This window comes from Blastococcus sp. CT_GayMR19 (genome assembly GCF_004570385.1).
GTDB lineage: Bacteria > Actinomycetota > Actinomycetes > Mycobacteriales > Geodermatophilaceae > Blastococcus_B.
On the sequence record NZ_SPQL01000004.1, the window covers coordinates 321,674 to 334,589 of the forward strand.

Below are 12,916 nucleotides of genomic sequence, written 5' to 3' on the forward strand. Positions count from 1 at the left end.
CGTTGGACGGGGCGTGCAGCGCTGGACCAACGGACTCAAGACGGCCCTCCTCCTGGGGCTGATGGGCGGGCTCGTTCTCGGCGCCGGTGCACTGATCGGCGGGCGCACCGGACTGTTCGTCGCCCTGGTGATCGCGCTCGGGATGAACGGCTACGCGTGGTTCAACTCCGACAAGCTGGCCCTGCGCGCGATGCGGGCGTTCCCGATCACCGAGACGCAGGCGCCGCAGCTGTTCGCGATCGTGCGGGAGCTGGCCACCGAGGCGCGCCAGCCGATGCCGCGCCTGTACGTGAGCCCCACGGCCCAGCCCAACGCGTTCGCGACCGGACGCAACCCGCGGAACGCCGCCGTCTGCTGCACGCAGGGGATCCTCGAGCTGCTGGACCGCCGGGAGCTGCGCGGAGTGCTCGCGCACGAGCTCTCGCACGTCTACAACCGCGACATCCTGATCAGCTCGGTCGCCGGTGCCATGGCCACGGTGATCACCTACCTGGCGCACATGGCGATGTTCGCGTCGCTGTTCGGCGGGCGCTCGGAGGACCGCGGCGGCGGCAATCTGCTCGGCGGGCTGCTGCTCATGCTGCTGGGGCCGCTGGCCGCCGGCCTGGTGCAGATGGCGGTCAGCCGCAGCCGCGAGTTCCAGGCCGACGCCACCGGGGCCGCGCTCTCCCAGGACCCGCTCGCCCTCGCGAGCGCGCTGCGCAAGATCGAACGGGGCGCCACCGCCCTGCCGCTGCCGCAGGACGACCGGCTCGTCACCCAGAGCCACCTGATGATCGCCAACCCGTTCCGCGGCCAGGGCATGGCCTCGCTGTTCGCGAGCCACCCCCCGATGCCCGAGCGCATCGCCCGGCTCGAGGGGATGGCCCGCGACCTCGGCCAGCGCTAGACCCGGCTGCTGCTCAGCGCCCTGGCATCGCTTCAGCGCCCTGGCATCGCTCCGGGACGCGGCATTTCGGCGGTCCGAATGCCGCGTCCAGGAGCAATGCTCAGCCGGTGCCGGTAGGTGGCCGCGATCTGTGCCCGGCACACCTCGGGTCGCCGGGTGACATCCCGGTAGCCGAACCGGAGCACCACCCAGCCCAGGGCAGCGAGGGCAGCGTCCCGTCGGAGATCGCGCTCGCGGGCGCCGAGGCTGCCGTGGAACGCTGCGCCGTCGAACTCCACCGCGATCTTCAGCTCCGGCCATGCGGCGTCCAGTCGCACCGGCCCGCCGGGCAGGTCCACCCGGTACTGCAGGTGGGGTGCCGGCAGACCGGGGACGGTGAGGACGTCGCGCAGGCCGCGGATCTCCAGTTCGCTCTGGGAACCGGCCGCGACGAGTCCGAGCAGCTCCGTGAGTGCCGCCCGCCCGGGTAGCTCGGGCCGCGCGGCGAGTTCCGCCTCGATGCCGGCAGTCGTCGCTCCACCGCGACGGGTCGCCCGGAACACCAGGTCCCGCGCAACCGAGTCGACGCCCCGCATGGAGCGGATCCGGTGCGCCGCTCCCCAGGTGTCCACGAGCGCCCGCGCCACCGAGGTGACGGGAAGGCCGCTGACGCGGACGGCGCCGCACGGGCGGGTGCTGCGGTACACGCGAAGCCGCCGGCCGCTGCGCAGTCGCCGGTCCGCAGGGACGGTGACGTCCAGGCGGGTCACTGGCTCGTCGAGGAGGCCGTGGACCGCCAGCGCACTCATGTGACTCAGCACCCCGCCCGTGTAGCCGACCGCCGCATGAGCGCGGACCGTCCAGTCCTCCGCCAGTTCGGACAGCGTCACCCAGCCGGGATGCAGCCGGACCAACCGACCGGACGAGAGCCACCGGCTCACCGTGGTCCGGTCGACGGATCGGCCCAGCGCGGAGGTCGACGCGGTCCCGGACGGACCGAGCAGCGCGGCGAGATCGTGCACCGCGACAGCCTCGCTGGCGGCGCTCCGATGAGGGGTCGACCACCCGAGGGGCTGTGGACAACCCGGCGGCACCGGACACAGATGCGGGATTGCGGGCGCGGAATGCGACACCGGGGAGCGGCGCCGCCGGGCACTCGCGGGTCGCCCCCGGTCGTCAGCGGTAGTTGTCGAACTGCAGCGCCACGTCGAGGTCGGCGCCGCGCAGCAGCTGCTGGACCGCCTGCAGGTCGTCCCGCTTCTTGCCGCTGACCCGCAGCTGGTCACCCTGGATCTGGGCCTGCACACCCTTGGGGCCCTCGTCGCGGATGAGCTTGGCGATCTTCTTGGCGACGTCGGACTCGATGCCCTGCTTGATGCGGGCGGAGATCTTGTAGACCTTCCCGGAGGACTGCGGCTCGTCGGCGTCCAGGGACTTCAGCGAGATCCCGCGCTTGATGAGCTTCTCCTTGAAGACCTCCAGCGCGGCGGCGACCCGCTCCTCGGTGTCGGCCTGGAGGGTGACGCCCTCCTCGCCGGCCCAGGCGATGGTGGCGTTGGTGCCGCGGAAGTCGAACCGCTGCGACAGCTCCTTGCCCGCCTGGTTGAGGGCGTTGTCGATCTCCTGGCGGTCGACCTTGCTCACGACGTCGAAGGATGCGTCGGCCATGGTTGTTGTCCCTTCGGTGAGCGGACGTCCCCCGGGGCTCCGGGGACGGCGTCCGCCGTTCTTGTATCCTTTCCCGGTACCACCGCACGGCGGGTTGCCCGAGTGGCCAATGGGAGCGGACTGTAAATCCGTCGGCTTAGCCTACGAAGGTTCGAATCCTTCACCCGCCACGCCCGGTACGACGGCCCCCGACCCTCCTGGGTCGGGGGCCGTCTGCGGTCCGGTCAGGGAAGGGTCGGCGCCCGTGCGCCGGCCGTCGCCGTGCGCTCGAGCGGCTGCCCGCCGAGGAACAGCCAGCCGAAGGCGATCTCCACGTAGCGGGTGCAACGGACGGTCACCTCCGCCCCGTCGGTCTCCGCCGACCACGACGCGAGCGCCGTGCCGCCGTCGGCCAGCTGGTCGGCCACGGCGGCCTGGGCCGCGGCCCGGGAGAGCGGCAGCTCGCTGCCGACGCCGACGGAGTAGACGAGGGTCTCGTCGGTGCGATTGGCCGCGGCGAGCGCCGCGCCGTCGCAGATCGACTGGACCTCCTGTTGCTCGAGGAACGCGTCCGAGGCGGCGATCGCGCCGAAGGCCATCAGTGCCGCCACGGTCCAGCAGACGAGGACGAACGGCAGCGTCGAGCCCCGCTCGCTCGCCTCCGGGTCCTGGTGCACGCCGGGCAGCGTAGGCCGCCGCCCGGTTGTCCACGGCCTGTGGACACCGGTTGTGGACACTGTGGACACCCGATCGGGTGGCGGCCCGCCAGGCCGCGGAGCCTGTGGACGACGCCCGCGCGCGTCCGGCGGCGGCCCGCAGACTGCCGGGCATGAGCATCGAGATCCTGGCGCTCGAGGTCCATGCCCTCGCCGCCACCCTGCGGGACGCGGCCGGGGAAGCGGACGTCATCGGCGTCCGGCTGAACGGCACGCACCAGGTGAACGGCACCCTGCAGCCGGCCGTCGAGGCCTTCCTCGACTGCCACCGGATGGCGGGGCTCGCCCTCGCCGGTGAACTCCGGTGGCTCGGCTCCACCGTCGCCGCGGTGGCCGACTCCTGGGTGCACCTCGACGCCGTGATCGTGGCGCCGGCCGGCCGGCCGCGTGCGGCGTGACCGTCGTCGTCCCGGACCCGATCCCGCTCGAGATGCCCCCCGGCGACCCCGCCGCTCTCGAGGACTTCGTCGAGGACGTCGCGGGGACGGCCTACCGGCTGGCGGTCGTCCGGACCTGCCTGACGTCGTCGGCCGCCACGGCCCCGAACTGGCGCGGAGCGGATGCCTCCGCGGCGACGGCGCAGGTGGGCGTAGTGGCCGCGCTGGCCGAGGAGCTGTCCGGCGGCGTTGCAGCTGCCGCGCACCGGTTGAGGGCCCACCACGACCTGCTGACGTCGACCCGGCAGCGGGTGACCGTGCTCCGCTCACAGCAGGACGAGGACTTCCTGATCGCCCGTGCGCGGCTCCGGGAGATCCCCGACTTCCTCACCGCGGTCCCTCCCGAGGCCGCAGCGGTGGCAGAGGAGCTGGCGATCGCGGAGGCGGCACGGCGGCGCGAGCACGACCGGCTCCTCGCGGAGGTGGCCGACGATGCGGCCGCGGCGGCCCGCGCGCTGGCCGAGGCGTCCGCGATCGTCGGGGGGTCCGGCAGGTCCGGGGACGACGGCCGGGTGATCGCCCATCTGGCGGCTGAGCTCCCGGGGTGGGGCGACGCCGAGCTCCGCCGTCGTGGCGCTGTACTGGCCCGTGCCCTGGCCGGAGGCCCGGTGACCCCCGGGGAGGTGGCAGTCCTGGCGGGCAGCGCCCTGGCGTACGCAGGCTCCGCGACGTTCGCGCGGGCACTGTTCACCGGACTGGGCGTGGACGGCGTGCGGGGGCTGCTCGCCTCGCTCGGCTACAACGCCCACGGTGACTCGAGTGACCTCGCGCAGGTCCTGGCCGCGGCCTTCGGTGCCGCGGTTCCGAACGGTCGCGACGACGACCCGGTCGCGGAGGTTCTGACCGCCACCTACGTCGCGGTCGACGACCGCTTCGGCGACCCGGACGTCGCCGCGGCCGGGCTCGCGGCCGTGCTCCTGGTTGCGGTCGACGGCCCTCGGGCGGGTTCGCCTCGACCGGAGACGGTCGCCGCCTGGTCACGGCAGCTCCTCGAACGCGAACGGGCGCAGGATCTGCCCGCAGGCGCCGGGGCCGTTCCCCTCGACTGGGATCCCCGCGCCCTGGATCCGGTCGAGCTGGCCTTCAGCGTCCTGGTGGCTGGTGGAGAGTCGGGACCCGCCGCCGGCCTGCTCGCCGACCGCGACGTCTGGGACACGGTCCTGAGCCGGTTCTGGGGCGACGGGGGTGCGGCCCTCGGTGCGGTCGTCGCCCTGGCCGGTGCGGAGCCGGGACCAGCCGGTCACGGGGCGGTCCGGATGGGTCTCGAGCGGCTCGCGGCTGGGCTGTCCGACGAGGGGGACCCGGCGAAGTGGACCGTGCGCCCGGAGATCGCGGCGGCGATCTCGAGGTCACTGGCGCAGGGAGCGGCCGCTCATCTCTCGGTGATCACCGATGTGCTGCAGGCTGCCGTCGGCGGCGGGCTGCGTGGGAGCGAGGAGGACGTCCTGCGCGGGCTCGGGTACCTCACCCTCGACCGCGGTGCGGCCGTGATCGTCGAGTCGGCTCTGCTCGACGAGGTGCGGGCCGAGCTTCTCGCGCAGGACGGGGCCGGCGTGGATCGTCCCCTCCCTGCCGTCGCGGCAGCCGGCGCCTATGGCGCGGTGCAGCATTACGGGCAGCGACTGGCCCACGCGATCCACGGCTTCGAGGCGCAGGATGCGGCAGAGCGCGCAGAAGCCTGGTGGACGTGGACCTGGGGCCTGGCTGCCAACCTCGTGCTGGGCCGGTTCGGTCCCGCGGCGGGGCTCGTCGAGGGGTACGCCGCCATCCTGGTCGGGTCCGACGGGACCTGGGAAAACGGAACCGATCGCGGGAAGCGGCTTGATCGGGGTGACGCTGAAGACATGGTGCTCGCCCAGCTGAGCCCGCATGGCGTCGCCGCCGCGCTCGAGGTCGCCGACGAGGCCGGCACGGCCTACGTCCGCACCGCGGAGAGCCTGGGCTCGCCGAAGCCTCCGGCATCGCCGCCGCCGGACTGGCTGAAACCGTTGGTGGACGCACTCGCGGATCAGGCGATCGGCAAGGCCGTCGACGAATCCGGGGTCGTCCGGGCCCTCCGGAAGAGGTTCGGCCTGTCCGACTGACAGGGAGCGGACGCGTCGCTGTGTCTGCCCCGTACACCCGTTCGTGTCGGGACCTCACTCGTTCTGGTGACTTCACGTTTAGTATTGATCACGCAAAGTGACGACGCGAGCGACCGTCACTCCTCCGTGATCTTCGGTGCTTGTTCGTGTGGGTGACGGGAAGCAATGTCTCCAGCGCGGTCCGTACCGAACGACGCTCTGCCCCCGCGCGTAAGTGACTGCCGCACTCAGCAGTCAGGCATGTCCGAGGAGGCGTCATGGGAAGCAACACGCAGACCGGTTCCAACGTTCGTGGCTCGCGGTGGACCCGCGGCTCGCGGTGGACGCGCGGGTCCCGCTGGACCTGATCCGGTAGAGCTCTCGGTCAAGAACTCCCGTCAGGGCAGTCGGTCGGATGACAGGCTGCCCTGACGTCGTTCGGACCCCGGCCGGCGGAGACGGCGGGTCCGCCCGCGCGGGCACCCGCTGTTAGCCTCTGCGCGCCCGACTTCCCAGGGAACGCAGGTACGAGTGGCCGAGCAGGACGATCGCGCGCCGAACCGGCCGCTGAGCTTCCGCAGTCCCTGGACCGTGGCGTGGCTCGGTCTGGCCGTCGCGGTACCGACGGCCCTGTGGACCCTGCTGCCCGACGCCGGTCCGGTCAGCATCCCGCTCCTGCTCGCGGTCCTGCTCGGCCTGGTCGCCGCCGAGTCCTTCACCGTCCACTTCGAGTTCCGCCGGCAGGGCTTCACCCTGTCGCCGAGCGAGCTGGCGTTCGTGATGGCGCTCGTCGAGGTCGGCGGTCTCTGGACGGCCGTCGCCCGGGCCGCCGCGATCGGCATCGTCACCGTCACCCAGGGGCACTCGCGCCCCAAGGCCGCGTTCAACGTGAGCGTCGTGGTGCTCGAGGTCTGCGCGGCGGTCGCCCTCCTCCGGATGCTGCCGGACGGCCCGATCTCGGCGCCGGCCACGTGGCTCGCGTACCTCGTCGCCACCGTCGCCGCCAGCCTGCTCGGTGCCCTCCTCATCGCCGCCGCCATCACCGCGACCGAGGGGTACCCCGGCCGCGCGCTCTGGACGACGTTGCTGGTCCCCGTCGTCCTGGTCGGACCGGTGTCCGTCGTCGTCGGCCTGGCCGTCCTGCTGATGATCGACGTCACCCCGTGGGCCTGGCTGCTCATCGCGCCGCTGCTGGCCGCGTTGGGCCTCCTGTACCGCCGCTTCGCCGTCGTGACCCGCGAGGGGCACAGCGTCGAGCTGGTCTACGACTTCGCCCGGCGCGTGGAACAGGTGCCGCCGGACGAGGCCGGCACCCGGCAGATCGTCCAGGCCGTCCGCGAACTGCTCAACGCCGACCGGGTGGCGCTCTGGCTGCCGCCCTATCTCGACGAGGAGCCGCGCCTCGTCGTCTCCGCCGAGAACGGGGCGGTCTGGTACGACGGCCCCGGCGACCCGGACGACCTCCTCCGCCGGCGGGCCGTGGCCTCTGCCGACGGGCCCGTCCTCGTCTCGCTCGCCCGCGCCGACCACGCGGAGGCGGCGGCGCTCGCGCGCCGGGGCGTCTCCGATCTGCTGGGGGCATCGGTGATGACGGCGGCCGGTGAGCCCGGCTACCTGGAGGTGTGCGACCGCCGCAGCCAGGTCGTCTCGTTCGGCGACAGCGACCGCGCGGCGCTGGACTCGATGCTGACCCACGTGAACGCGGCGATCCGCCAGCAGCACCTGCTCGCCCAGATCCGCTACGACGCCGACCACGACCGCCTGACGGGCCTGCCCAACCGGCAGCGGCTGGCCGCGGAGATCGACCAGGTGCTCTCGCTCGACCCGGTGGGGGCGCGGGCGGGGCTCATCCTGGCGGCGCTGGGCAACTACACCGAGGTCACCGACACGCTCGGGCACGCCGCCAGTGACGAGCTCCTGCTGGTGACCGCCGGCCTCCTGCGCGAGCACGCCCCGCCGCGGGCGCTGCTGGCGCGCATGGAGGGCGAGCAGTTCGCCGTGCTGCTCCCCGGCCTGTCCCTGCCGGCCACCGAGCGCGCGGCCCGGCGCCTGCGCGAGGCCGCCTCGACGCGCGCCCGGGTCGCCGGCCTGGACCTGGAGGTCACCCTGACCATCGGGGTGGCCGCGGCGCCGGTGCACGGCACGGACTCGGGGACGCTGATGCAGCGCGCCGACGTCGCGCTGCTGGCCGCCTCCAACTCCGGCGGTGTGGCCAGCTACCACCCGGTCCTCGACCAGCAGAGCCTGCGGCGCCTCCAGCTGGGCACGGAGCTCGAGCACGCGATGGCCGACGGCCAGATCACCGTCGTCTTCCAGCCGATCATCGACGCCCAGTCCTCCGACATCGTCTCCGTCGAGACCCTGGTGCGCTGGGCCCATCCCCGGTACGGGCCGATCCCGCCGGACGACTTCATCCACCTGGCCGAGCAGATCGGCCGGATCGGCGCCGTCACCGACCACGTGCTCGACCTGGCCCTCGCCCGGTGCCGGCGCTGGCTGGACCAGGACATCGCGCTGTCGGTCGCGGTGAACCTCTCCGCGCACTGCCTGACCGAGCCCGACCTGGTCGCCCGCATCCGGCGCGCGCTGCAACGGCACGGGGTGCCCGGCGAGCTGCTCACCCTGGAGCTGACCGAGGGCAGCGTCGTCGACGACTCGGTCCGCGACAGCACCGTGCTCGCCGATCTGCACGCGCTGGGCCTGCGGCTGTCGATGGACGACTTCGGAACCGGCTACTCCTCGCTCTCCCAGCTCCGCCAGCTGCCCATCGACGAGGTGAAGATCGACAAGTCCTTCGTGCTGGGGATGTCGACCAGCCAGGGGGAGTCGTTCATCGCGCGGTCGATCATCGAGCTCGCGCACAACCTCGGTCTGTTCGTGGTCGCGGAGGGTGTGGAGGACGAGCTGACCCGCAACCTGCTGGCGGAGATGGGTTGCGACAAGCTGCAGGGCTTCCTGGTCAGCCGTCCTCTGCCCGACGACCGGCTCGAGAGCTGGCTGCTGGCCCGCACCGGGGTCCGGTCCGCCGCGCCGGGCGCCACCCACCGGCGGTTCTTCGTCCGCACCTGAGCCGCGCCGGGACCACCCCCTCGCGAGACGCCGTCCGGCGGCGAGGTACAGTCTTGAGGCTCTTCGAGCACGCCCCTTTAGCTCAGTCGGCAGAGCGTCTCCATGGTAAGGAGAAGGTCTACGGTTCGATTCCGTAAAGGGGCTCGTACAACCCGACCGACCGGTCCAGTCGTGAGACCGGGCCGCAGTGGTCACCCCGGCGGTGTAGCTCAGCCTGGTAGAGCAAGCGGCTCATAATCGCTGTGTCACCGGTTCAAGTCCGGTCACCGCTACTCCCGACGGACCCATCCGGGTCCGTCGTCGTCGTGTCGGCAACCGCCGTCGCGGCCCGCACAAGGCTAGGAGCGCTCCATGGCAGCCACCGATGTCCGTCCGAAGATCACGCTGGCCTGCGTGGACTGCAAGAACCGCAACTACATCACCCGCAAGAACCGGCGGAACGACCCCGACCGGCTCGAGCTGAAGAAGTACTGCCCGCGGGAGCGCAAGCACACGGTCCACCGCGAGACGCGCTGACCTGAGTCAGCTGTAGCAGCGAGAGGGCGGGAGCATGGCGCTGGACCGGGAACTGGTCGGGCGCAGCTACCCGTCCTCCGCCGTCTACGAGGTCGGCCGCGCGAAGATCGCCGAGTTCGCCCAGGCCATCGGCTCGGACGACCCGCTGCACCGCGACGCCGATGCGGCCCGGGCGGCCGGACATCCCGATGTCATCGCCCCGCCCACCTTCGCGATCGCGCTGACCCTCGAGGCCGCGATGGTCGTGCTCGACGACCCCGACGTCGCACTCGACTACAGCCGGGTGGTGCACGGCGAGCAGAAGTTCACCCACCACCGGCCCATCCGCGCGGGCGACCGGCTGGTGGCCACCACGACGATCGAGGCGGCCCGGACCGTCGCCGGCAACGACCTGCTCACCGCGCGGGTCGACGTCGCCACCGAGGACGGCGAGCCGGTGTGCGCCTCCACGTCGATGCTCGTCGCCCGGGGGGAGTCATGACGGTCCGCCTCGCCGACGTCGAGGTCGGCGCCGAGCTGCCGGAGCGGACCTTCCCGGTCACCCGCGCGGACCTCGTCCGCTACGCCGGCGCGTCCGGCGACTTCAACCCGATCCACTGGAACCAGCGGGTCGCGACGTCGGTCGGCCTCCCCGACGTCATCGCCCACGGCATGTTCACCATGGCGCTGGCCGGCCGTGCCGTCACCGACTGGACCGCGGACCCGGGGGCCCTGGTCGAGTACCACGTCCGCTTCGGCCGGCCGGTGGTCGTCCCGGACGACGACGCCGGCGCCGAGGTGACCGTCCGCGGCAAGGTCGGCGCCCTGCTGGACGACGGGCGGGCGCGCATCGACCTCACGGTGACCTCCGGCGACGAGAAGGTGCTCTCCCTGGCGCGCGCGATCGTCCGCCTGGCATGACGTCGTGGCGGCGGGCCGTCCTCGCCGCTGCCGGGGTGGTCCTGCTGTCGTCCGGGTGCACCTCCTTCGCCGACACGGTCGCCGACCGGCGGACGGCGGACGCGGCTGCGGAGACCCCGGCTCCGCTCTGTCCCGCGGACCGGGCCGCCCCCGACCCCGACCGGCCCGTCATCGGCCTCGACTTCCGCCTCGAGGACGACCTGCGGACGGTCACCGGCACGCAGAGCGTCGCCTTCACCCCGGACCGGCCGACCGGCGAACTGGTGTTCCGGCTCCTGCCCAACACCCCCGAGTCCGCTGCCGAGGGCAACCGCCTGGTCGTCGACGACGTGCGCGGCCGCGACGTCGTCTCCGGCGGCTACGAGAGCGCGGGGGCTGCCGACCCCGGCGGTCTCTACGTGGTCGTGCTGGACGACGAGGTGGCCGCGGGGGAGTCCACCGAGGTCGAGCTGGACTTCACGATCTCGCTGGGGACGGCCGCCTTCGACCGCCTGGGCACCGACGCGGGGGTCTCGTGGTGGGGGAGCGGCGCCCCGCTGCTGGCCTGGGAGCCCGGGATCGGCTGGGCGCGCGACCCCTTCGTCGACGTGTCCGGCGAGACGGCCACCAGCCCCGTCGCGGACGTCACCCTGCGCGTCTCCGCCCCGGAAGCACTGACCGTCCTGATGACGGGGGACCAGGACCCGCCGTCCACGGCCTCGGGCGGTCGGCGCACCTGGACGTCGGCCGAGCCCGTCGCCCGCGACGTGAGCGTCGCGGCCGGGAACTTCACCACCACCGAGCGGACGACGCCGGGCGGCGTGCGGGTGACCGCCGGCGTGCTGCCGGACCCGGACGTGCCGGCCGACCAGCTCGCCGACTGGACGCTCCAGGCCATCGCCGACCTCGAGCGGCGGCTGGGTCCCTTCCCGTACCGCACGCTGACGGTGCCGCTGCTGCCCGACTACGGCGGGGGCATCGAGTACCCGAGCTCGATCCTGATGGCGACGTCGACCCGGTTCGTGCTCGTGCACGAGGTCGCGCACATGTGGTTCTACGGGATGGTCGGCAACTCGCAGTTCCGCGACCCGTGGCTCGACGAGGCCTTCGCGACCTACGCGGAGGAGACGACGGACCCACCACCGGCGGACCGGCTGGCCGAGCGGCTGGGCCGGGCCGGCGACGTCGGCGACTCGATGGCCGACTTCGCCGACGACGGGTCGAGCGTCTACCGGGCGGTCGTCTACGGGAAGGGCGGCGCCGCGCTGCACGCCGCCCGGGACGCCGTCGGACGCGAGGCGTTCGACGCGGCCGTCCGGTGCTACGTGGACGCCAACGCCTGGACCATCGCGACGCCGGCCGACCTCGGCGCCGTGCTCGCCGATCTGCCGGACGCGGTGGCGGTCCTCGCCGGGGCGGGGATGCTGGACACGGACGACGTCCCGCGCTGATCCCCTCTCGGAAGGTCTACTCCGCGGAGCCCAGCAGGCGCTGCAGCCGGCCGACGCCCTCGGCCAGGTCGTCGTCGCCGAGCGCGTAGGACATCCGGACGTAGCCGGGTGTCCCGAACGCCTCCCCGGGCACGACCGCCACCTCCGCCTCCTCCAGGATCAGCTCCGCCAGTTCCGCGCTGCTGTGGGCGGTCCGCCCGGCGATCGGGCGCCCCAGCAGGCCCTTGACCGAGGGGTAGACGTAGAACGCGCCCTGCGGCTCGGGGCAGGCGATGCCCGGGATCTCGCGCAGCATCGCCACGATCGTCTTCCGGCGCCGGTCGAACGCCTCCCGCATGGTGGCGACGGCAGCCAGGTCCCCGGAGAGCGCGGCGATGGCGGCGGCCTGCGAGACGTTGGCGACGTTGGACGTCGCGTGCGACTGGAGGTTGGTCGCGGCCTTCACCACGTCGGCGGGGCCGATGAGCCAGCCCACCCGCCACCCGGTCATCGCGTAGGTCTTGGCCACGCCGTTGACGACCACGCAGCGGTCCGCCAGCTCGGGCACCAGCACCGGCATCGAGGGGGCGACGGCCCCGCCGTAGGTGAGGTGCTCGTAGATCTCGTCGGTGAGCACCCAGAGGCCGGCGTCGAGGGCCCAGCGGCCGATCTCCTCCACCTGCTCGGCGGGGTAGACCGCGCCCGTGGGGTTGGACGGCGAGCAGAACAGCAGCACCTTGGTGCGCGGGGTCCGCGCCGCCTCGAGCTGGCCGACGGAGACCAGGTAGCCGCTCTGCTCGTCCGCGACCACGGGCACCGGGACCCCGCCCGCCAGCCGGATCGCCTCGGGATAGGTCGTCCAGTACGGCGCGGGCACGAGGACCTCGTCACCGGGGTCGAGCATCGTCGCGAACGCCTCGTAGATCGCCTGCTTCCCCCCGTTGGTCACCAGCACGTTGGCCGCGGTGACCGACAGCCCGGAGTCGCGCGCCGTCTTGGCGACGATCGCCTCCTTGAGCGCGGGCAGCCCTCCAGCGGGGGTGTACCGGTGCATGGCCGGCACGCGCGCGGCGGCGATCGCGGCCTCGACGATGAAGTCGGGGGTCGGGAAGTCGGGCTCGCCGGCGCCGAAGACGATGACCGGCTTCCCCGCCGCCTTGAGCGCCTTGGCCTTCGCGTCGACCGCGAGGGTCGCCGACTCGGCGATGGCGGCGATCCGGCGGGAGATGCGCCGATCGGCGGGGGCGGTCGTGGACGGGGCGGACTCCGAGGAGACGGCGGTCATGGGCCC

Annotated in this window: 12 protein-coding genes and 3 tRNA genes; 11 read left to right on the plus strand and 4 right to left on the minus strand. The window is 73.1% G+C overall.

What is annotated here, in order from left to right; all coding sequences use genetic code 11:
* The first annotated feature begins 13 nt into the window (after positions 1-13).
* On the plus strand, positions 14-889 hold the full coding sequence (gene htpX / locus E4P39_RS08465; protein WP_135135940.1) for a zinc metalloprotease HtpX: 876 nt from the start codon (positions 14-16) through the stop codon (positions 887-889).
* 32 nt (positions 890-921) lie between these two features.
* Here htpX and E4P39_RS08470 read toward each other — a convergent pair whose 3' ends face one another.
* Together E4P39_RS08470 and E4P39_RS08475 are read right to left on the minus strand one after the other, a co-directional pair.
* On the minus strand, positions 922-1,890 hold the full coding sequence (locus E4P39_RS08470; RefSeq protein ID WP_135135941.1) for a DUF559 domain-containing protein: 969 nt from the start codon (positions 1,888-1,890) through the stop codon (positions 922-924).
* Positions 1,891-2,044: 154 nt separating this feature from the next.
* Positions 2,045-2,536 carry a YajQ family cyclic di-GMP-binding protein gene (locus tag E4P39_RS08475; protein WP_135135942.1) on the minus strand — a complete coding sequence of 164 codons (492 nt, stop codon included), beginning with the start codon at positions 2,534-2,536 and terminating at the stop codon, positions 2,045-2,047.
* A gap of 88 nt (positions 2,537-2,624) precedes the next feature.
* On the opposite strand from E4P39_RS08475, the gene E4P39_RS08480 reads away from it, so the two are divergent.
* Positions 2,625-2,706, plus strand: a tRNA-Tyr gene (locus tag E4P39_RS08480).
* 54 nt (positions 2,707-2,760) lie between these two features.
* On the opposite strand, the gene E4P39_RS08485 is transcribed toward E4P39_RS08480, so the two are convergent.
* Positions 2,761-3,192, minus strand: coding sequence for a Tad domain-containing protein (locus E4P39_RS08485; protein ID WP_135135943.1), 432 nt, complete (start codon positions 3,190-3,192; stop codon positions 2,761-2,763).
* Positions 3,193-3,344: 152 nt separating this feature from the next.
* Between E4P39_RS08485 and E4P39_RS08490 the strand changes: the two genes are divergently transcribed.
* The 9 genes from E4P39_RS08490 to E4P39_RS08530 all read left to right on the plus strand — a co-directional run bounded on the left by E4P39_RS08490 (position 3,345) and on the right by E4P39_RS08530 (position 11,646).
* On the plus strand, positions 3,345-3,629 hold the full coding sequence (locus tag E4P39_RS08490; RefSeq protein WP_135135944.1) for a hypothetical protein: 285 nt from the start codon (positions 3,345-3,347) through the stop codon (positions 3,627-3,629).
* Entirely contained in the window at positions 3,626-5,752 is a 2,127-nt protein-coding gene (locus E4P39_RS08495; RefSeq protein WP_135135945.1) for a hypothetical protein, read from the plus strand. Before E4P39_RS08490 ends, E4P39_RS08495 begins: the two co-directional genes overlap by 4 nt.
* Positions 5,753-6,262: 510 nt before the next feature.
* The gene (locus tag E4P39_RS08500; RefSeq protein WP_135135946.1) at positions 6,263-8,800 is read left to right on the plus strand and encodes a sensor domain-containing phosphodiesterase; all 2,538 of its coding nucleotides are present in this window, start codon (positions 6,263-6,265) and stop codon (positions 8,798-8,800) included.
* 71 nt (positions 8,801-8,871) lie between these two features.
* A tRNA-Thr gene (locus E4P39_RS08505) sits at positions 8,872-8,944 on the plus strand.
* 54 nt (positions 8,945-8,998) lie between these two features.
* Positions 8,999-9,072 (plus strand) — tRNA-Met (locus E4P39_RS08510).
* 79 nt (positions 9,073-9,151) lie between these two features.
* Positions 9,152-9,316 (plus strand): 50S ribosomal protein L33, encoded by a 165-nt coding sequence (rpmG, locus tag E4P39_RS08515; protein ID WP_135135947.1) that lies wholly within the window; start codon positions 9,152-9,154, stop codon positions 9,314-9,316.
* 34 nt (positions 9,317-9,350) lie between these two features.
* Positions 9,351-9,797, plus strand: coding sequence for a MaoC family dehydratase N-terminal domain-containing protein (locus E4P39_RS08520; RefSeq protein ID WP_135135948.1), 447 nt, complete (start codon positions 9,351-9,353; stop codon positions 9,795-9,797).
* Positions 9,794-10,216, plus strand: a complete 423-nt coding sequence (locus E4P39_RS08525) for a MaoC family dehydratase (protein ID WP_135135949.1) — start codon at positions 9,794-9,796, stop codon at positions 10,214-10,216. The genes E4P39_RS08520 and E4P39_RS08525 overlap by 4 nt, the downstream gene beginning before the upstream one ends.
* The gene (locus E4P39_RS08530) at positions 10,213-11,646 is read left to right on the plus strand and encodes a M1 family aminopeptidase (protein WP_135135950.1); all 1,434 of its coding nucleotides are present in this window, start codon (positions 10,213-10,215) and stop codon (positions 11,644-11,646) included. The genes E4P39_RS08525 and E4P39_RS08530 overlap by 4 nt, the downstream gene beginning before the upstream one ends.
* Positions 11,647-11,662: 16 nt before the next feature.
* On the opposite strand, the gene E4P39_RS08535 is transcribed toward E4P39_RS08530, so the two are convergent.
* Positions 11,663-12,910 (minus strand): pyridoxal phosphate-dependent aminotransferase, encoded by a 1,248-nt coding sequence (locus E4P39_RS08535; RefSeq protein ID WP_135135951.1) that lies wholly within the window; start codon positions 12,908-12,910, stop codon positions 11,663-11,665.
* Positions 12,911-12,916: the final 6 nt, after the last annotated feature.

What these genes read in the sequence shown, in the direction of transcription:
- E4P39_RS08475 (WP_135135942.1), bottom strand. Translation starts at nt 2,536, where the DNA reads ATGGCCGACGCATCCTTCGACGTCGTGAGCAAGGTCGACCGCCAGGAG.
- E4P39_RS08490 (WP_135135944.1), top strand. Translation starts at nt 3,345, where the DNA reads ATGAGCATCGAGATCCTGGCGCTCGAGGTCCATGCCCTCGCCGCCACC.
- rpmG (WP_135135947.1), top strand. Translation starts at nt 9,152, where the DNA reads ATGGCAGCCACCGATGTCCGTCCGAAGATCACGCTGGCCTGCGTGGAC.
- E4P39_RS08520 (WP_135135948.1), top strand. Translation starts at nt 9,351, where the DNA reads ATGGCGCTGGACCGGGAACTGGTCGGGCGCAGCTACCCGTCCTCCGCC.
- E4P39_RS08525 (WP_135135949.1), top strand. Translation starts at nt 9,794, where the DNA reads ATGACGGTCCGCCTCGCCGACGTCGAGGTCGGCGCCGAGCTGCCGGAG.
- E4P39_RS08530 (WP_135135950.1), top strand. Translation starts at nt 10,213, where the DNA reads ATGACGTCGTGGCGGCGGGCCGTCCTCGCCGCTGCCGGGGTGGTCCTG.
- E4P39_RS08535 (WP_135135951.1), bottom strand. Translation starts at nt 12,910, where the DNA reads ATGACCGCCGTCTCCTCGGAGTCCGCCCCGTCCACGACCGCCCCCGCC.